Raw genomic sequence first — 20647 nt, 5'->3', positions numbered from 1 at the left:
TTATTTCTTAGCTGTTTTGTCTTTACTGTTTTTTCCATCTGGTAGATAGTAATTTGGCGGGAAACTGTTGAGTTGTCTCCAAAGTTCAAACCAAATTGGCACATCGTTTAGCAATGCAATCGTTTTTGCACCTGATCCAACTCGAATTGCTGTTGGCCAATCGTGATCATCTTCGTCTGGCGCTAACAAAATTCTGTATTTTCCATTGTCGCTGATAAAGTTTTCAATCGCAACCACTTTTGCTCCGTACGTTCCGTAAGAAACATTGGGCCAACCACTGAATATGATTGCAGGCCAACCATCAAATTGTACACGCACTTTTTCACCAATGTGAATTAATGGTAAATCAATTGGTCGTACAAAACTTTCTACAGCCAATTCATATCCTGCAGGCATAATTCCGACCAATTCTTCGCCTTCTTTAAAGGTTTCTCCTATTCCGCCTCTGATTGCTTTGTTGATGAAACCATCTTGTGGTGCTGTAATGTATAATAATCCGTTTCTAACTTTATAGTTTGTGTATTCGTTTTCCAACTTCGTTACTTGCGCTTCTGTATCAAATTGACTTGATTGTGCTGTAAACATGTTACTTTGCGCTTTTGAAATTTTGTCTGCATACGTAGCTCTTGTGCGCGACAATTCTATTTTTGCGTTCAGCAAATCGTTTTTGTTTGCTAAGTATTTGTTTTCAGCCGAAATTAATTTTGCTTGCGTTTCTTGAAGTTTTAAGCGTTTTTCTTCCACATCTTTTACAGCCTTTAAACCTTCTTTTTGTAATGTTTCGGTACGATCGTATTGACGTTGTGCAATGTTTTCATTAATTCGAGCTGCTTCTACATCAATACTATCACCTTTAATTTTCAGTTTTGCTTGTAATAGTTTGTTTTGCGTTTGCTCTAGTTTTAAGCTTCGTTCGTTTTGCAACGCTGATACTTGGCGTTCTAGCGCGCTAATTTTTCCTTTGTAGGCAGTTACAGAAGATGATTTCGCTTTGATTTGATCGCCAGTTCGTTCTACCAATCGATCATCAAAATAGGCACTTTTCACTTCTGATATTTTAAGAATGGTATCGCCTTTTCTCACAGAATCGCCTTCACGAACAAACCATTGTTCTATTCGTCCTGGAATTTGAGATTGAATCGTTTGCGGACGCTGATCTGGCCGTAATGTAGTCACCAAACCTTGTCCAGAAATATTCTGCGTCCATGGAAGAAATAGTATAATGATTCCAACAACAGCAAACACAAACAAGAATTTATTGAGTTGTTTGTAATAATTTCGATTAAAGATGTTTTTACCAGATTCGAATTTGGTAAGATCGACCTTTTTGTTGAGTTGATTATGTGAAATGTTTAGCATGATTTTCGACTTTTAATTTCTCCTTTATCTAGTGTTATCAAACCTGCGCAACCTGTTTTCCAACGTTCATTGCTACTTACTACAATTAATGCCCACGGATTTGATTTGTCTGTTAAGAAGTCAATAATAATATTACTTTCATCAACATTAAATTGATCTAGTGGATCTTCTAGAATTAATACTTTTGGCTTTTTGATAATTGCTCTTGCCAGCACTATTTTTTTAGAAATGTTATACGAAATTTGTTTTCCTTCCGGATTTAGAATGGTTTTTAATCCTTTCGGTTGTTCTTTTATAAATTGTGTCAATCCTACTTTTTCTAAAGCCCAAAATATGGTGTCATCAGAAATATTTTCATTTCCAAATGTTAAGTTTTCTCGTATCGTTCCTTCAAAAGGGGTTTCTTCTGAAAGTGATAATCCCAAATGCGATCGATAATGATTTAAGTGTAAACTTTCTATGGAATATTTATTGACATAAATACTTCCTGCTGTGGGCGCTACAACGGCAGTTATGAGTCGTAATAAACTCGATTTACCTGAACCGCTTTCACCCTGAATTAAAATTCTACTTTTTGGCGTGATCGTTAACGAAATATCTTTTAAAATTGGTTTTTCTCTATTTTCAACTTTATACGAAACATTATCAAGTTCAATCGTTACTTCAGGATCAAAATTAGGTGTTTCACCTTCTTCTGCTTCCAAACCTTTGTCAACTACTTGTCCTAATTTTTCAATAGACGTTAATACATCGTAAAAAGATTCTAGACCAACAATTAGTTTTTCAACCGAAGCAATTACAAGTAAGATGATAATTTCTGCTGCGACAAACTGTCCAATATTCATTTCCTGATTTAATACCAATGCGCCACCAATGAGTAATAATCCCGCCGTGACTAACACTTTAAACGAAATCATTTGGATGAATTGTAATACTAAAATACGGAAGTGACTTTCTCTAGCTTTTAAATATTCAGAAACCAACGCATCATTTTTTTTGAGTGCCAAATTGGTATTTCCAGAAAGCTTGAAACTTACCATTGTTCTTGCTACTTCCTGAATCCAATGCGCAACTTTGTATTTATTTTTAGATTCGTCTAAGCTTGTTTGCAATCCTTTTTGAGCTGTAAACTTGAATACTATATAAATTAAAAGCAGCAATAAGATTCCGAAAATGATAAAAAACGGATGATAGAATGATAATAGAATGAGCGCAAATAATATCTGCAACAAGGCAGAAGGCACATCTATTAATATTTTAGACAATCCTTTTTGAATGGTTAATGTATCAAAAAATCGATTTGCCAACTCAGGCGGATAGTAGTTTCGGAGCTCATCCATTCGGATTTTTGGAAAACGATAGCTGAGTTCAAAAGATGCGCGTGTAAAAATACGCTGCTGTATGGTTTCTATAATTCGCAGTTGCATCAATTGTAATGCACCCGAAAACACAACTCCTAAAGTTACCAATACAACTAGCACAACCCAAGAAGTTGATACTTGCGCACCTTGTATCAAATTGATGATTGATTGAATTCCAAGTGGTAGCGATAATGCTACAATTCCTGCGAAGATGGCATAATAAAGAATCTGTAATATATCTTTTCTCTCTAACTGAAGCAAGCCAACAAAACGTTGCCAAGGTGATAATTGCGTTTTTGTCATTGTTTTTTTCATTAAAAACGTTCACTTACATATGTTTGTGAATATCGTGATAAAACTGTCTAAATTTTTAACTTTTTTAATATTTACGAACGCAAATATAATAGTAATACTATTAATATTGAAACTATTAATATTAAAATTAACATTTTAATATTTCAAACACCTGATTATCTTTATTTTAAATATTTTTTTTGTTTAAAATTTTAACAAAAAAGTGTTTGAAAAAACCGAATAACGCAAATTTATACACAGTTCTTTTTTAAAATAATTAAAAAAACAAGCGTAAACGCGAAAAATATTTTGAAGTAAAAAAGATGCTGTAAGCACTTTATTTTTTGTTTAGTTTGACAGGAATTAAGGAAAGTATCTAAAAGAAAAAGCGCCTTTCGTATTAAAAGGCGCTTTTCATTGCTCCATTAGGATTTATTTCTACTAGGCTCAGCATAAACTTCTCACCCACGTTATCAAGCAATTACAAAATATATGGCATAAAAAAATCCCAATCTAAATCGATTGGGATTTTAAGTTGGCCCACTAGGGCTCGAACCTAGACTCTTCTGTACCAAAAACAGACGTGTTGCCAGTTACACCATGGGCCAATACTGTATTGCGGTTGCAAATTTAAAACAAAGTTTGAAACGACCAAACATTTTATTTAATTATTTTAAATAAAATGATTCTTAACGTTTTCCAAAAAAATACATTTCATATATTATAAATTCTTAAATTCGCGGTTAGTCCTATTAAAAGCAAATACATGACTTCTTTAGATTTTAAAAAATGGAACACCATCTTGGGATGGGTAGTTTTTTTAATAGCATTAATTACTTTTAGCTTAACGGTAGAACCTACCGCTAGTTATTGGGATTGTGCTGAATATATTAGTACTGCTGCAAAGCTTCAAGTAGGGCATCCGCCTGGAGCACCTTTTTACCAAATGATGGGCGCCATTTTTGGAACATTTGCTTCTAGCCCTGAACAGGTAGCAGTGATGGTAAATTACTTATCCGTATTTTCGAGTGCTTTTACCATTCTTTTTATGTTTTGGTCCATTACAAATTTGGTACGGAAAGCTTCTTTACTAAGTGTCAATGAAACTGATGATGAATCTGAATTTACCTTAGGAAAACAAATTGCTGTTTTAGGAAGTGGTTTAGTAGGTTCGCTTGCATTTACATTTTCTGATAGTTTTTGGTTTAGTGCCGTAGAAGCCGAAGTATATGCAATGGCTATTTGCTTAATGTCTGTGCTGTTTTGGGTGGCATTGCGTTGGGCAGACGAAATGCATAAACCAAGAGGCGACCGATGGTTAATTTTAATTTCTTTAGTAATTGGACTCGCTTTTGGTGTTCACTTAATGGGATTATTGACAATTCCTGCGTTGGGAATGATTTATTATTTTAAAAATTACGAAAAGGTTACCATAAAAAGTTTCATTATCGCAAATGTTATTTCAATTGCAGTACTCTTTTTTGTATTCAAATTTCTTCCTCCTACGACATTAAGTATTTTCTGGAAGATGGAAGTGTTTTTCGTAAATACTTTCGGATTGCCTTTTAATTCAGGATATATTATTGCTGGATTATTATTTATTGGCGCGTTTTACTTTGCGTTAAATTATACCAAAAAACACAATTATCGTTTATTAAATACAATTACACTTTGTTTGGCTTTTATTTTAATGGGATTCTCTACATGGTTAATGATTCCTATTCGTGCAAATTCAGATATTGTCGTAAATGAAAATCAACCGTCAAATGCGCATTTATTATTAGCGTATTACAACTTAGAGCAATATCCTGAAACACATATCCTTTACGGACCAATGTACACAGATATTTATGGTGGACTTGACAAAGAGGAACCGTATGTGGACGACAAACCTCGTTATGAAAAAGACGAAGCTTTGGACAAGTATGTTATTGTAAATCAATGGAAAGGTGCCAAGCAAAATTCCGATAGCAAACACAGAGGTTTTCTCCCAAGAATGTGGAGTTCGGAACATGCAGTAAACTATATGGAATATAGCGGATTGTTGGATATTGAAATAAAACCAGAATATCGCTCCGAAAAAGAAATTGTTGAAATCATAAACGATTTTAAAATGCGTGCGGCAAATGGAGAAATTTACGCAGAAGACTACGAGAACTATATAAAGAAAATAAGAGAATACGTAAATGTAATACCACCATCTTTTGGAGACAATTTATATTACATGCTCAATTACCAAATGGGGTACATGTATTGGCGTTATTTTATGTGGAACTTTGTTGGACGACAAGATGATATTCAAGGAAAACTAGACAATCACGGAAACTGGATTAGCGGAATTAAGTTTATTGACGAAATGCATTTGGGTGCTTCACAAGACAATCTTCCGTCAGATGTTTTAAATAATAAAGGAAGAAATACGTATTTCTTTTTACCACTAATTTTTGGGCTGCTTGGCTTTGTATTCTTGTTGACACGCGCACAAAAGCAATTTTGGATTTTACTCGTGTTTTTCTTATTCACAGGATTGGCATTGAAAGTATTCTTAAGCGAAAGACCTTTTGAACCACGAGAACGAGATTACGCATTGGTCGGTTCGTTCTATGTATTTGCCATCTGGATTGGCTATGGAGTGTATGCAATTTTTGATGTGATGAAATCATACGTAACAGGAAAAATTGCCGCAAGTGCCATTACTGTTGTTGCTTTGTTAGCAGTTCCGTTATTAATGGCAACGCAAAACTGGGATGATCACGACAGATCTAACCGCTACACAGCGCAATCTACAGCAAAAGCATATTTGAATTCTATGGAAGAAGATACTGGCGCTATGATTTTCACTATTGGTGACAACGATTCGTTTGCACTTTGGTATGCGCAAAGTGTTGAAAAGTATAGAACTGACGTGCGCACGATTAACACAAGCTTGCTTGGAACCGATTGGTATATTGATCAAATGAAGAAAAAAGCGTTTGACAGTGAAGCCGTTCCTTCCGAAATGACACATGACCAATACAAACATGGAACCCGAAACTATATTCGTTACGAACGCCATCCGGCTGTTCCTGATAGTACTGTTTGGGAACTTGATAAATTTATGGATTGGGTTTTAAGTGATAGAAAAAATACGAAATATGGATATTTAATTGATGAAGTATATGATGTTGAAGATCCTAACATTCCAGCGAGTCAGCGAAATATCACATACTATCCGGTAACGAAAATTAGAGTTCCTGTAAACAAGGAAAACGCAGCAAAATATGTAAGTCCAGAAGACAGACATTTAATGGTTGATTATATTGACATTGAATTGCCAAAAACTGCCATTTATAAAAACAATTTAATGATGCTGGATATTCTGAATCAAAACGATTGGAAGCGCCCAATTTACTTTACAGGCGGAAGTTTTGATAAAGCAGAATATATCTGGATGAAAGATTTTCTTCAGTTAGATGGTTTGGTATACAAGCTCGTTCCGATTGAAACAAAATTACCAAGCAATTACGACATGGGACGCGTAAATACAGACTTAATGTATGATAACGTCATGAAATGGGATTGGGGTAATTCTGATAGCGACGACATTTACCACGATCCGCAAACACGAAGACAAAGTATTTCATACCGAACAAACTTGTCGAAATTGGTGGAACAATTGGTGAAAGAAGGTAAAAATGAGAAGGCGGAAACTATTATTGATTTGACACTTGAAAAAATGCCGATCAAATACTTTGGTTATTACATCTTTACCGAACCTTTTATTGACGGTTATTTCAAGATTGGCAAAACAGACAAAGCGATTGCTGTTTACAATGAAGTGAAAACAAAATATATTGAATATCTAAATTATTACAAAGATGTTCCGCTCAGTCAACAATCAAATGAACTTGAAGAAATTTACGGGTTTTTAGAAAAGTATAAAAGTTTGGTTGAATTGCTAGATGCAAACGGTCAAAAAGAACTTTTAGAAAAAGAAACCATGTTATTTCAAGGATATGTTGAGCAATTTAAACATCTTTTTGGAGGTTTAGAAGAGTAATATTATTCTCAAATGAAATTATATACTGCAAAAACTCCCAAACTAGTCAAATGGTTATTTCCATCGCTAGTTTGGGAGTTTTCAGTTACAGAGAAAAAAATCTATCTCACTTTTGATGATGGACCAATTCCGGAAGTAACACCTTGGGTTTTGGAACAACTTGCCGTTTATAATGCGAAAGCTACTTTTTTTTGTATTGGTGATAATGTTCAGAAGCATCCAGCAATTTATAATGAAATTATTTCGCAAGGTCATGCCATCGGAAATCATACACAACATCACGTAAACGCTTGGAAGGTTTCTAACGAAACATATCTATCTGACACTAAACTAGCACACGAAAGTCTTTTAAACGCATTAGAATCACATCAAAATATACCTGTACACTTATTTCGTCCGCCGTACGGAAAAATTACACCTCAACTCTCAAAAAAGCTTAGGAAATTAGGCTATAAAATTATAATGTGGAATGTGCTAAGTGGTGATTTTGACAAAGATTTGTCTCAAGAAAAATGTCTAGCATACGTAATGAACAATACAGAAGCTGGAAGTATTATTGTTTTTCACGATAGTTTGAAAGCATATAACAAACTAACGTATGTGCTTCCAAAAATATTGAAGCATTTTAGTAACTTAGGCTATACGTTTGATCGTATAACGATTTAAACGTGCTCGGTAATTAATCCGATCAATGTATTAGCATCTTGCTCGCCACTTTGTCTCCAAACCATTTCTCCACCTTTATAAATCATCAGTGTTGGTAGTCCTTTCACGCGTAACGCTTCCGCTAATTCTTTATTTTTATCAACGTCTATTTTAATAACCTTGGCGCTATCGCCAACAGCAGCTGCTACATCTCTCAATACAGCATGCATTGCCTTAGACTGTTCATGCCATTCTGTATAAAAATCTAACAGAATTGGAATGTTTGCATTAATTAATTCACCAAATTTTGACATAAGCGAATGTTTTTATTTTTATTGAATTGCTATATTTTTACTTAAAAAAATAGTAATCCGCTGTTACAAATGTACTATTTTCTTGCGATTATGCTATTTTCTCACGTTTTTTCAACTCTATCACTGTAATTTCTGGCCAAATTCCAACACGTCCTGGAAACGCCAATACGCCAAATCCACGGTTTACATGCAAGTATTTTCCAGCTTCTTCATACAATCCTGCCCAACGCGGATATCTGTATTTTGCAGGACTCCATTTTAAATTTAAGAATGGAATTTCGATCCCAAACTGCATTCCGTGTGTATGCCCAGCCAAGGTAAGTTGAATCTTTTTTTCAAAATTGATAACATTTGGTTCATCTGTGATAACAGCTGGATCTTCTTTTTCTTTTTTACGAATTTCCATTTCTTTATAATCAAAGTGAGAAGGATCATGCGATAATAAAATGTTGAATTCTCCATCAACTACATCTTTTGAAGCTTCTCGCAGACTTCCTCGTTTTGGAAAATGACGGGAAGCGCCCCAGTTTTCAACACCTAAAATATGTAGTTTCTCGCCATTTCGTTCAAGTGTTCGTTTATCATTCAACAATAAATCAAAACCAATAGCTTCGTGTACCTTTTCTATTTTTTGATGATTTTCGTCGATATCTTTTTGATCGCGATATGCATAATATCCATAATCATGATTTCCTAGTATGGAAAACAATCCGTCTTTCGCTTCCAAGCGTTTAAAGGTATCAATCCAAGGATCCATTTCTTCGGCAATTGCATTTACAATATCGCCTGTAAAAAGAATGACATCACTTTTTTGTTCATTGATTAAATCGACAGCGTATTCAATTTTTTCTTTGTTATCAAAACTTCCCGAATGAATGTCTGATATTTGCGTCAGTTTATAACCATCAAATGCTTCTGGCAAATCATCAAAAAACATCGTATGCTTGATGACTCTGTAATTGTATCTTCCTTGAAAAATTCCGTACAAAAAACCTGCAAAAGGTATTGCCGCAATCCCTAATGCCAATTGACTGATGAATTTTCTTCGCGAAGGAATTGCTTCGCCAACCGTCATTCCATTATGTTGAAAATAAGCAAACAACCGGTAGAGATCTTCTGTAAATAAAATAGCGAATATGAATAGTTTTGGGACCAATGCTGTAAGTGCCAACGCAATTGCATATCCAGTAGAAAGACTAAAGCGTCCTTCGCGTTGTGCTAAGTTCATTTGATAGAAAAAAACAGCGTATACAACAACCGTAAAGATCCAAAATCCTATGAGGATGAATTTATTATTGGTTAAGGCACGTATGGAGAAAAAAGTATATAGCTCTAAGATAAGAACTAAAACTATTGGGATTAAAAAACGTAACATTTGCAAAATTTTAACAAAAATACTTGTTATCCGCTAATTGATATGACGATTTACAGGAACTTTAACATATTGAGATTCCTTAATTTACATATGTGTCAAGTCGAGTGCAGTCGAGAGGCAATGAAAAATACGGTTTCAAAGTTTCTCGACTGCGCTCAGAAATGACAATATAAGATATGTTTTATTATAAGTTTGGAATGTCGCCTACTGTATAATCATACAAATCATTGGCTTCCTCTTCTTTCAGTTTCTTGACTAAATCTAACGCATCTGGCACGACATCACTACACAATACAATAAGTCCGTTTGGTTTTATATTCTTAACAGCATGTAAAATAGCTTCTCGTTCTGAAGGAATGATAGTTGTTTTCTTATTAGGATCTTTCATTTTAATCCCATCATTCAACATCTTAATTAATTCCTCTTCCGTTTTCCCGCGCAAGCGTTTGTCTTGACGAATAATGATTTCATCGAACATTTCAGCGGCAACTCCGCCCATTTCGTTATTATCTTCTATTCTTCTATCGCCAATTCCAGCAATGATTCCGACTTTTACAGAGGCTTCTATATTATCTACAAATTGTTTTAATGCGCGCATTCCTGATGGATTGTGTGCATAATCTACTAAGATTTGGAAGTTTTTAAATTTGAATAAATTCAAACGTCCTGGCGTTTGTGATGCAGATGGAATAAATGTTTCCAAGGCAACTTTCATATCTTCAATGGTAAATCCTTTTAAATATGCTGTAATGACTGCTGGTAATACATTTTGAATCATAAACGTAGCTTTTCCGCCAAAAGTCAACGGAACATTTACCACATTTATCACACGCATTTTCCATTCGCCTCTACAGATAGTAATGTATCCATTTTCATAAATTGCAGAAAGTCCGCCACGCTTTTGCATCGCTTTAATTCGTGGATTATTTTCATCTAACGAGAATAACGCCACATTACAATCTACATTTTTACGCATTGCATACACCAAATCATCATCCGCATTTAAAATTACGGTTCCATCTGGCAACACTGTTTCAGGAATCACTCCTTTCACTTTGGCCAATTGCTCTATGGTATGAATTCCTTTGAGTCCTAAATGATCTGCTGCAACGTTGGTTACAATTCCGATGTCGCAGTTTTTAAATCCTAAACCTGCGCGTAACAATCCGCCACGAGCACATTCTAATACGGCAAAGTTTACCGTTGGATCTTTCAATACAAACTCAGCACTTGATGGTCCAGTACAATCACCTTTCATCAATAATCGGTTTTGAATATACACGCCATCACTTGTGGTATAACCAACTTTGTATCCTTTCATTTTCGCCATGTGAGCAATCAATCGTGTTGTTGTGGTTTTTCCATTAGTTCCAGTAACTGCAATTATTGGAATCCGTGAAGTTGATCCCGGAGGAAATAACTTATCAATTACGGGCGCTGCTACATTTCTTGGCAATCCTTCTGTTGGCGCTAAGTGCATACGGAATCCTGGACCCGCATTTACTTCTAATACTGCACCGCCTGTATCTTCCAACGGTTTACTAATATCTGAAGTCATAACGTCAATTCCGCAAATATCCAAGTCAATAATTTTAGAAATACGTTCTGCCATAAACACATTTGCAGGATGTACTATATCTGTTACATCTTCCGCAGTTCCACCTGTACTTAGGTTTGCCGTATCTTTTAAGATCATCACTTCGTCTTTCTTTAAGACGGTTTCTAGCGTATACCCTTTTGCTGCAATTAAGGTTTTTGTGAGATCGTTAATTTTAATCATGGTTAACACTTCTTCGTGTCCATACCCGCGACGCGGATCTTTATTTACTTCGTCAACGAGTTCTTGAATCGTAGATGTTCCGTCTCCAACGACATGCGCTGGCGTTCTTTTAGCAGCAGCGACTAATACATTATTGATCACTAACAAACGATAATCGTCTCCTGTGATGTATTTCTCTATAATAACTGATCGCGAAATTTCTTGTGCCGCTTTAAAAGCAACTACGGCATCTTCGTAATTATTGATATCAACGGTAATCCCTCTTCCGTGATTCCCATTTACGGGTTTTACCACTAAAGGATATCCAACATAACGACATGCTTCTTTTAAACTACTTTCTCTGCGAATAATTTCACCTCTTGGCACTGCTACTTCCGCTTGCTCCAATAAGTATTTAGTATCTTCTTTATCGCACGCAATTTCAACACCAATATTACTGGTTTCACTGGTTACCGTTGCCTGAATTCGCTTTTGGTTCGCACCATATCCTAATTGACATAATGAATATTTATTCAATCGAATCCAAGGAATTCCTCTACTTACTGCTTCTTCCACAATAGAACCTGTACTTGGACCTAAACGTTCATCTTCACGAATTTCACGCATTTCTTGAATATCTTCCGATAGATCGTAGTCTTCTCCAGAAATTAACGCTTCGCAAATACGAACAGCAGCTTTTGCTGCATAGCGCCCTACTTTTTCTTCCATGTATGAGAAAACTACATTATATACGCCTTCTTCGCCATATCCACGAGTTCTTCCGAAACCTGTGTCCATTCCCGCTAAGGTTTGTATTTCTAGTGCAATATGCTCAATAACGTGTCCCATCCAAGTTCCTTCGTCAACACGCATAAAAAAACCACCTTCACAACCTTCTGAACATCGGTGTGAATACATTGATGGAAACATAGCTTTTAATCGATCTCCGAAACCATCAACTTTATTGGTTGGAAGTTGCTCCATCTCTTGTAAATCCAGCACCATTACGATTAGTTTATGTCTTCTTACGGACCAATAATTTGGTCCTCGCATTGCATTTATACTTCTTATTTCCATCTGTGGTTAATTTTGTTTGTTTCATAACAAGATAAGTCATAAATATAGAAAAATTTCACAGATTTCTTAGTCCTTTTTAAGATTCTATAAAGAAAAAAATCATCCTCTTTTTATATCAATTTCAAAACAGAGACGGTATTAGATTAAGATTACACTAAAAAAAGGGTAACAGATAAAAATTTATTTTACTTTTGCATTCATAAAAAATCACAAGAACATGCAGCAGATTAAAGGAACTCTAATCCCCATTGGAGGAAATGAAGATAAAGGAGATGACGATAACGAAATGTACACAGAAGAATTTATTGACGAAGGAATATTGTTTCACGTCGTAAAAGAAGCTGGTGGCATTGATGCAAAAATTGTGGTGATTCCTACTGCTTCTAGCATTCCTGTGGAAGTTGGCGAAAATTACTTAGATGCATTTCAAAAACTAGGCTGCACAGATGTAACAGTTTTAGATATTAGAAGTAAAGAAGATTCTGAAAAGGAAATTTCTATTGAATTGATCAAAACAGCAAAATGTATTATGTTTTCTGGCGGAGATCAATCTAAAATTACGGATAGAATTGGCGGAACTAAAATTCACGATATTTTAGTAGATCGTTACCAAAATGAAGAAGGTTTTGTAATTGCTGGTACAAGTGCTGGCGCAATGGTCATGGCAAACGAAATGATTGCTGGCGGAAGCGCTACAGAAGCATTTATTAAAGGTGCAGTTACGATGTATAAAGGTTTAAGCCTGATTCCAGAATTGATTATTGACACACATTTTATTCGTAGAGGACGTTTTGGAAGACAATCTGAAGCTGTGGCAAAACATCCTGATTTAATCGGAATCGGATTGGCTGAAGACACCGGAATGATTATCAAAAACGGAAACAATTGCACTGTAATTGGTTCAGGAATGGTGATTGTGTTTGATGGTTCTTCATTAACACATAACAACGAAAAAGTTTTAAAAGAAGGAACGCCGATGACCATGGCAAACTTACGAGTTCATGTATTATCAAACGGAGATCAGTTTGATATTAAAAATCGTACGGTTTCTGTTTTACCTATTGAAGCTCCTTTTATTTAGACTTGTTCCCGTGAAAACGGGAATCTCTTAGAATTTTAGACTTGTTCTCGCGTGGCTCAAACCTCTTAGACATATTCTCGCAATGCTCGAATTTATTAGACGTTTTCCCGTGAAGACGGGAATCTCTCACGAAGCTCGAATTTCTTGGACTTGCTTAGATTTCTTATTCTGCTTTCGCAAGATTTTTCTTGTTCTCACGTCATGTTGAACTTGATTCAACATCGCATAAACTTGCTCACTGTTCTGTGAAACTGAACTTGATTCAGTTTGACGAAACATTTCTCCATATAAAACTCTTAGTTCACCAAACAAAGTACATTGAGCGTAGCCGAAATGCTACTTATAAATAGAAACCTCTTCCGTTCCGTTTGAAGATTTACACGCGCGGTACATTCCTTCCGTGTTGAACGGCATTGCGATGTTCCCTTTGGCATCAACTGCGATGAGTCCGCCATCACCGCCAAGTTTTAAGATGCGTTCGTTAATGACGATATCTGCAGCTTTTTCGAGTGAATATTCTTTGTGTTCCATCAAACTTGAAACATCATACGCGACAACGCCACGAATGAAATATTCGCCACTTCCTGTACATGAAACGGCACAAGTTTCATTATTTGCATAGTTTCCTGCGCCAATCATTGGTGAATCGCCTACGCGACCAAAACGTTTGTTGGTCATTCCGCCTGTAGAAGTTGCCGCCGCAATGTTTCCATCTTTATCACAGGCAACTGCGCCAACAGTTCCAAACTTAGAATCTTTTTTTACAGAATGATCTAACTGAAAACTATCGGTATCTTTTATTTCTTGCCATTGACTATGACGTAATTCATCGTAAAAATACGATGGATCTTCTAATGCATATCCATGAATTTTCGCAAAATGCATCGCGCCTTCGCCCGCCATAAACACATGTTCGCTTTTGTCCATCACATCACGCGCCAACGAAACAGGGTTTTTGATTCCTGTGATTAACGAAACTGCCCCCGCATTTAGGGTTTTGCCTTCCATAATAGCTGCGTCCATTTCATGTGTTCCAACAGCTGTAAACACGCTTCCTTTTCCAGCATTGAATAAGTGTGAATCTTCCAATAGTATAACTGCCTTTTCCACAGCTTCTACTGCCGATTTTCCTTCTGCTAACAATGCATAACCTGCATCCAATGCTTTTTGTAATGCTGCTTTGTATTGAGTTTCTAATTCAGGTGTCATCATTCCCTTTACTAAAGTTCCTGCGCCTCCGTGAATGGCTATTGAAATGGTTTGCATTTTCTTAAAATTTGATGGGCGAAATTACGAATTTGTTAGCATTAAAGAACAAAATTCAAAAAACTATATTAAAGTATTTTAATTCTATTACAGGTTTTTTTAATGTGAAAAAGAAAAGCGACCTATGGGTCGCTCTAAAACAAGGAATGTAACTTATTTTAAATAATCATAACTGTAATCATCCATAAGCATCGCAATGAGCACCCTGGGATGAACTGCCGCCAAAAATTATTTGAGGATTTTCGATCTCGAATTGTTCAAACTGTTCTAACATAATAATAGATTTTAAAATTAAGTAAGAAGATACTAAAAAATAAATAAACGTAAAACAGTAGAAATTATGAAAAGTACAGAGAAAAGAAAAGCGAACCGAAGTTCGCTTTTACTATTAAAGTTTATTTAGGAGCAGTACAAATTCCTGGAGAACCAGTATTGTAACACCATCTATTTAATGTCCAGTTACAAAATTCAGGTTCTATAGAACAAATTGGATGACCAGAAGTAATACCAAGACCTCCTTTTGCTTTTTCAGCAGTTAATGAAGAAACAGACTTCTTGTTAAGCCTCAACGATTTAAGATTCTTTTTTTTCATGATATATAATTTTGATTTAGAATAGAAAAATAAAAAAACAAATTATAAACCACTTACGGTAAAGCCGTAATTGAAAGAAAAGTAATGTTCAATTTATAAAATGAATAGCAAAATAACTGTAGTAAAAATATCAAGAAAAGTCATTCTTATTTTTTTCATTGACATAATCGAATAAAAGAAAGACCACAACAATAGTGATAATGAAGGCAAGAACATGCCCAACCAATAATTTAAGAACACCAAAGAGACAAGCAAATACAAAAATTATCGCCATTGATATAAAAAATCTCTTTATGCCTTTAAAATGCTCCATAATAAGAAATTAGTATGAAATTAGAAAGAAAAGTTACAAACCAATTAAACTGTAGTTATGAGACAACAGGGCAAAAGAAAAGCGAACCGAAGTTCGCTATTGGATATTAATAACAAACCCAACAATTTCCTCCAGACCATATTCCTGGACAGTGACAATTTGGGTCACTATGGTAAATCATTCCTCCAGTACCTCCACAGGGACCTAGACTAATTCTACCACCATTAATGACAGATTGTTTTTCTTTTTTTAATTGCTTAGTTCCATTTAGATTTAAAATTTTTTTTAACATCGTAATTGAATTTAAAATTAATACTAAAAAAGATAAAGCAATTAATAATCAATTGGTTACGGGAACACCGTAATTAACATTTAAACAGTAGTTAACTAGGATTTTTAAAGTCATCAAAAAAAATTATTAAAATGATGATGATTATGCTTGAAAAGCAAATATTAAATTAGACTTTTGAAACAGTGTACTAATTTTTCAAAGTCTTTCTGTGTATTGTATACGTGTGAAGAAACTCGAACAGCATTCCCTCTAAAGGATACATATATATTTTCTTCTATTAGTTTATTTTTAAATTCTTCTGTAGCTATTCCTTCTGGCAAATAAATACCAAATAAATGTGAACTACGGTAATTTACATCTTCAATAAAACATCCTAGTTCTTTTAATTCAGCAATAGCATTTCTTGAGATTTCCGCACAGTATTCTTGAATATGCATAGGTTTCCATTCTAAAAGCTGTGCTATTGCTTTTATAAGCATTGGAGTTAAGGTAAAATTACTCATCTCTCCTACATTAAATCTTCCAGCTTTTGGTTGATACTTATTTTCATAAGAAACCAAATTTGTAAAATCTTCACTCTGCTTTCTATTGATCCAATTTTCTTCTATTGGAATTCCTTTACACAGTTCATCTGAATAATATGCTAATCCGATAGCATACGGACCTAACAACCATTTATACCCTGCACAAATTAATGCATCGGGTTGAATTTCTTCAACTGAAAACGGCAAGGCGCCTATACTTTGTGTTCCGTCAATAATTAATAATGCATTATATTCTTTGGTCTTTTTTCGAATAGCTTTCAAGTCAAACAAAGTTCCATCACTCCAATGAATATGAGGCATTGCTACGACTTTCGTTTTTTCGTGTATTGATGCTAAAATTTGCGCATTCCAGTTCTTTCCTCTATCCACAAAATCTTGAGTTGGCGCAGAAACAATGCTAATTTTAGCTTCATTTTGATCTGCGATTCGTTGCCAAGAATATACATTACTTGGAAACTGCTCTCCAACGATTAAAATTTCATCTCCTTTTTCTAAGGGTATATTTTTTGCTACAGTAGCGATTCCATAAGAAACTGATGGAATTACAGCAATATTTTGAGGATCAGGAACAGTGACTAACTCTGCAAAGAGTGCTTTTAACTTTTTTGTATCTGTGAAAAAATCAACAGGTTTAATTTCAAAAGGTAAACATTTTTGACTTACCGCCTGATGTCCTGCTAGTTCTACCGATTTTAATGAAGGCGACATGTACGCACCGTTTAAATAGGTAACTTCTTCTGGTAACTTAAATTTATCTTTTTGACTTTCTAACATAGTAGAATCAAAATTACAACTTACAATTAATAATCTGCTTTCTTTTTCTTCCAAAATGAATTTATATAGAAAATTAATCCCCTCGAATTTAAGGGGATTTTAAAAAACAGTTTTCATGTTGTTAATTGGGTTGAGTTCTGTCAATATCAGCGACATCTTGCGCTCCACCATAAACAGCATTCATTTGCTCTTTAGTTAATTGTTGAAATTTTTCTAACATAATCAAGATTTTTATAATTAATAATAACCTAAGGTATAGAAAGTGAAATTACAATACAAAAACCTACTAAGAATTAACATTATACAATAAGTATGTTAATCTTCACAAGGGTCACATTTATGATGTGGATCTCCAGAAGAACAAAATAACGTATTCCACGTACCTCCTTTTATATTTTTTAAATCGTTAACAACAAGAGTAGAAATAGATTTTTTGTTCAGCTTTAATAACTTAAAATTTCTTTTTTTCATGATATAAAGTTTTGATGAAATCATAAATTATAAAAACAATATATGAATCACTTACGTTAAAGCCTTACTTAACATTTAAAATCTTGATTTTCTAGAAAGATGATAATATTATAATGTAAACACTCTTTTTTGACAACGTGTGAATAATTTCTTTTTTATCCGAGAATCTTAGTAATATTCTTAAATTTGAATTTCCATCAAATTTACGATACATGGCAGATCAGAAACGACTTTTTTTACTCGATGCGTACGCGCTTATTTTTAGAGGTTATTATGCGTTTATTAAAAATCCGCGAATTAACTCAAAAGGACTTGATACTTCCGCAATTTTAGGATTTACGAATTCTTTGTTGGATGTGATTAAACGTGAAAAACCAGATCATTTAGCCGTCTGTTTTGATAGAGGTGGAAGTGTCGATCGTGTGGAAGTTTTTCCAGAGTATAAAGCGAATCGACTAGAAACTCCCGAAGCTATCCGACTTGCCATTCCTTATATTGAAACGATTTTGAAAGCCATGCACATTCCCATTATTGTGAAAACCGGGTATGAAGCCGATGATATTATTGGAACGCTTGCCAAAAAAGCCGAAAAAGAAGGGTATAAAACATTTATGGTGACGCCCGATAAGGATTTTGCCCAATTGGTGTCTGAAAATATATTTATGTATCGTCCACGATTTGGTGGCGGTTACGAAACGTGGGGAATTCCTGAAATACAAGAAAAATTTGGCGTAGAACGTCCAGAGCAAGTAATTGACTTCTTAGGAATGATGGGCGATGCGTCAGATAACATTCCTGGATTGCCTGGTGTTGGAGAAAAAACTGCTAAGAAGTTTTTGGCGCAATACGGAAGTATGGAAAACCTGTTAGCCAATACACATGAGCTGAAAGGAAAAATGAAGGAAAAAGTGGAAGCAAGTAAAGAATTAGGATTGCTTTCTAAACAATTGGCAACAATTATGTTGGATGTTCCTGTAGAGTTTCACGAAGAAAACTTTGAGCTTTCGCAACCAGATTTAGATGCCGTTAAGGAAATCTTCACGGAGTTAGAGTTCCGAAGATTACTCGATAATTTAATCAAAACATTTAGCACACCACAAGAAAATTCCGCCGCAGCGGAAACAAAAACAACTTCAAAGAGTACTCCTAAAAAAGCAGCTCCAACAGGTCAATTTGATTTGTTTGCCGTTCCCGGAAGCGGAAATGTGGATGAAGAAGTTACGGTTTCAGGCTATCAAACGATTAAAACGACCGATCATTTTTACCAATTGGCAAACACGCCATTATCGCGAAAAATGTTGCTTCAAAAAATATTGAAACAACAAAGTGTATGTTTTGACACCGAAACGACAGGTTTAAAAGCATTGGAAGTTGAGTTGGTCGGAATTGCATTTTCATGGGAAAAAGGAAAAGGATATTATGTATCTTTTCCAGAAGATCAAGCAGAAACCAAAGAAATTTTAGAAGAATTCCGTCCGTTTTTTGAAAGTATGACGATTGAGAAAGTTGGACAGAATTTAAAATACGATATTAAAGTATTATCAAACTATGACATGCCTGTAAAAGGTCCTGTGTTTGATACGATGATTGCGCATTATTTGATCAATCCGGATATGCGTCATAATATGGACATCTTAGCAGAAACATACCTGAATTACCAAACTGTTTCTATTGTAGAATTGATTGGTAAGAAAGGTAAAAATCAATTGTCTATGCGACAAGTTCCGTTAGAACAACAAACAGAATATGCCGTAGAAGATGCAGATATTACGTATCAACTTAAAGAACATTTCATCAAAGAATTGGAAAGTGGTCATTTGACAAAATTATTTACAGATGTAGAGGTTCCTTTGGTAACAGTACTTTCGGCGATGGAAATTGAAGGAATTAATTTGAATCCTGATTTCTTAAACGAATTATCTGTTGATTTAAAAACGGATGTTGATCGTTTAGAGAAAGCTATTTTTGAACAAGCTGGCGAAGAATTTAACTTGGCTTCTCCGAAACAATTAGGTCCAATTTTGTTTGATAAATTAAAGTTGGTTGACAAACCTAAGAAGACAAAAACTGGGCAATATTCTACTGCGGAAGATGTATTATCGTATTTAGCAAAAGATCATCAGATTGTACGCGATATTTTAGAATGGCGTCAATATAATAAACTCAAAAGCACGTATGTTGATGCGTTGCCGAATGAAATCAACCCGAAAACACATCGAATTCATACCGTTTATGCGCAAGCTGTTGCCGCTACTGGACGATTGAGTTCCAATAATCCGAATTTACAGAACATCCCAATCCGTACCGAACGTGGACGACAAGTCCGAAAAGCGTTTATTCCACGTGATGAAAATTATGTATTACTCGCTGCCGATTATTCTCAGATTGAACTGCGAATTATTGCTGCTTTGAGCAAAGAAGACACGATGCTACAAGCGTTTAAAGATGGTATAGATATTCACACCTCAACAGCTTCAAAAGTATTTAATGTTCCTGTGGAAGAAGTAACACGCGAACAACGTGGAAACGCAAAAACAGTGAACTTCGGAATTATTTATGGAGTTTCTGCCTTCGGATTGAGTAATCAAACTGATTTATCTAGAAGTGAAGCAAAAGAATTGATTGACACGTATTACGAAACCTATCCAAAATTGAGAGCGTACATGGCGAGTCAGGTTGATTTTGCACGTGAAAACGGATATGTAGAAACAGTTTTAGGAAGACGTCGTTATTTAAAAGATATCAATTCACGTAACGGAATTGTTCGTGGTGCTGCGGAACGAAATGCCGTGAATGCTCCAATTCAAGGAAGCGCGGCAGATATCATCAAACTAGCAATGATTAATATTTACAATCGTTTTGAGAAAGAAGGTTTCAAATCGAAAATGCTCTTACAAGTACATGATGAATTGGTTTTTGACGCACACAAAGACGAATTAGACACAATTCAACCAATTATTAAAGAAGAAATGGAAAACGCCTTTAAAATGGACGTTCCATTAGATGTTGAGATCGGAATTGGTCAGAATTGGCTGGAAGCGCATTAAGCCGAAGGCGCAATGCTGAACTTCATTCAGCATCTCATGATG

At 35.0% G+C, this 20647-nt stretch carries 15 protein-coding genes and 1 tRNA gene; 4 read left to right on the top strand and 12 right to left on the bottom strand.

Annotated elements, in window-relative coordinates; translation table 11 throughout:
* The 3 genes from H2O64_RS00140 to H2O64_RS00130 all read right to left on the bottom strand — a co-directional run bounded on the left by H2O64_RS00140 (position 1) and on the right by H2O64_RS00130 (position 3622).
* Complete coding sequence (locus H2O64_RS00140) at positions 1-1359, bottom strand: HlyD family secretion protein (protein ID WP_187560106.1); 1359 nt, start codon at positions 1357-1359, stop codon at positions 1-3.
* Positions 1353-3023: a peptidase domain-containing ABC transporter gene (locus tag H2O64_RS00135; protein ID WP_187560105.1), complete on the bottom strand. Its 1671-nt coding sequence runs from the start codon at positions 3021-3023 to the stop codon at positions 1353-1355. Before H2O64_RS00135 ends, H2O64_RS00140 begins: the two co-directional genes overlap by 7 nt.
* 526 nt (positions 3024-3549) lie before the next feature.
* A tRNA-Gln gene (locus H2O64_RS00130) sits at positions 3550-3622 on the bottom strand.
* 158 nt (positions 3623-3780) lie between these two features.
* On the opposite strand from H2O64_RS00130, the gene H2O64_RS00125 reads away from it, so the two are divergent.
* Together H2O64_RS00125 and H2O64_RS00120 are read left to right on the top strand one after the other, a co-directional pair.
* Positions 3781-7053 carry a glycosyltransferase family 117 protein gene (locus tag H2O64_RS00125; RefSeq protein WP_187560104.1) on the top strand — a complete coding sequence of 1091 codons (3273 nt, stop codon included), beginning with the start codon at positions 3781-3783 and terminating at the stop codon, positions 7051-7053.
* Positions 7054-7065: 12 nt separating this feature from the next.
* A complete protein-coding gene (locus H2O64_RS00120; RefSeq protein WP_187560103.1) occupies positions 7066-7719 on the top strand; it encodes a polysaccharide deacetylase family protein in 654 nt (217 codons plus the stop codon).
* Here H2O64_RS00120 and H2O64_RS00115 read toward each other — a convergent pair.
* The 3 genes from H2O64_RS00115 to cphA all read right to left on the bottom strand — a co-directional run bounded on the left by H2O64_RS00115 (position 7716) and on the right by cphA (position 12223).
* Positions 7716-8012: a thioredoxin family protein gene (locus tag H2O64_RS00115; protein ID WP_187560102.1), complete on the bottom strand. Its 297-nt coding sequence runs from the start codon at positions 8010-8012 to the stop codon at positions 7716-7718. The genes H2O64_RS00120 and H2O64_RS00115 overlap by 4 nt on opposite strands.
* A gap of 88 nt (positions 8013-8100) precedes the next feature.
* Entirely contained in the window at positions 8101-9387 is a 1287-nt protein-coding gene (locus H2O64_RS00110) for a metallophosphoesterase (RefSeq protein WP_187560101.1), read from the bottom strand.
* A gap of 184 nt (positions 9388-9571) precedes the next feature.
* On the bottom strand, positions 9572-12223 hold the full coding sequence (gene cphA, locus H2O64_RS00105; protein WP_187560100.1) for a cyanophycin synthetase: 2652 nt from the start codon (positions 12221-12223) through the stop codon (positions 9572-9574).
* 217 nt (positions 12224-12440) lie between these two features.
* On the opposite strand from cphA, the gene H2O64_RS00100 reads away from it, so the two are divergent.
* Positions 12441-13304 (top strand): cyanophycinase, encoded by an 864-nt coding sequence (locus tag H2O64_RS00100; RefSeq protein WP_187560099.1) that lies wholly within the window; start codon positions 12441-12443, stop codon positions 13302-13304.
* Positions 13305-13640: 336 nt separating this feature from the next.
* Here the strand turns inward: H2O64_RS00100 and H2O64_RS00095 are convergent, their stop codons facing one another.
* From H2O64_RS00095 to H2O64_RS00075, 6 genes are all read right to left on the bottom strand, one after another.
* Positions 13641-14570 carry an isoaspartyl peptidase/L-asparaginase family protein gene (locus tag H2O64_RS00095; RefSeq protein ID WP_187560098.1) on the bottom strand — a complete coding sequence of 310 codons (930 nt, stop codon included), beginning with the start codon at positions 14568-14570 and terminating at the stop codon, positions 13641-13643.
* Between the two features lie 395 nt (positions 14571-14965).
* Complete coding sequence (locus H2O64_RS00090; protein WP_187560097.1) at positions 14966-15163, bottom strand: hypothetical protein; 198 nt, start codon at positions 15161-15163, stop codon at positions 14966-14968.
* A gap of 419 nt (positions 15164-15582) precedes the next feature.
* Entirely contained in the window at positions 15583-15768 is a 186-nt protein-coding gene (locus tag H2O64_RS23955; RefSeq protein WP_215907105.1) for a hypothetical protein, read from the bottom strand.
* 161 nt (positions 15769-15929) lie between these two features.
* Positions 15930-17141, bottom strand: a complete 1212-nt coding sequence (locus H2O64_RS00085; protein WP_235982711.1) for an aminotransferase class V-fold PLP-dependent enzyme — start codon at positions 17139-17141, stop codon at positions 15930-15932.
* Between the two features lie 67 nt (positions 17142-17208).
* On the bottom strand, positions 17209-17307 hold the full coding sequence (locus tag H2O64_RS00080; protein WP_187560096.1) for a bacteriocin: 99 nt from the start codon (positions 17305-17307) through the stop codon (positions 17209-17211).
* A 95-nt stretch (positions 17308-17402) separates the two neighbouring features.
* Positions 17403-17558, bottom strand: a complete 156-nt coding sequence (locus H2O64_RS00075; protein ID WP_187560095.1) for a hypothetical protein — start codon at positions 17556-17558, stop codon at positions 17403-17405.
* Between the two features lie 212 nt (positions 17559-17770).
* Between H2O64_RS00075 and polA the strand changes: the two genes are divergently transcribed.
* A complete protein-coding gene (polA, locus tag H2O64_RS00070; RefSeq protein WP_187560094.1) occupies positions 17771-20605 on the top strand; it encodes a DNA polymerase I in 2835 nt (944 codons plus the stop codon).
* Positions 20606-20647 lie beyond the last annotated feature (42 nt).

This window comes from Kordia aestuariivivens (assembly GCF_014397005.1).
In the GTDB taxonomy this organism is placed as follows: domain Bacteria; phylum Bacteroidota; class Bacteroidia; order Flavobacteriales; family Flavobacteriaceae; genus Kordia; species Kordia aestuariivivens.
The sequence above is the reverse complement of the archived record's forward strand: the minus strand, read 5'-3'. Positions and strand labels throughout refer to the sequence as shown.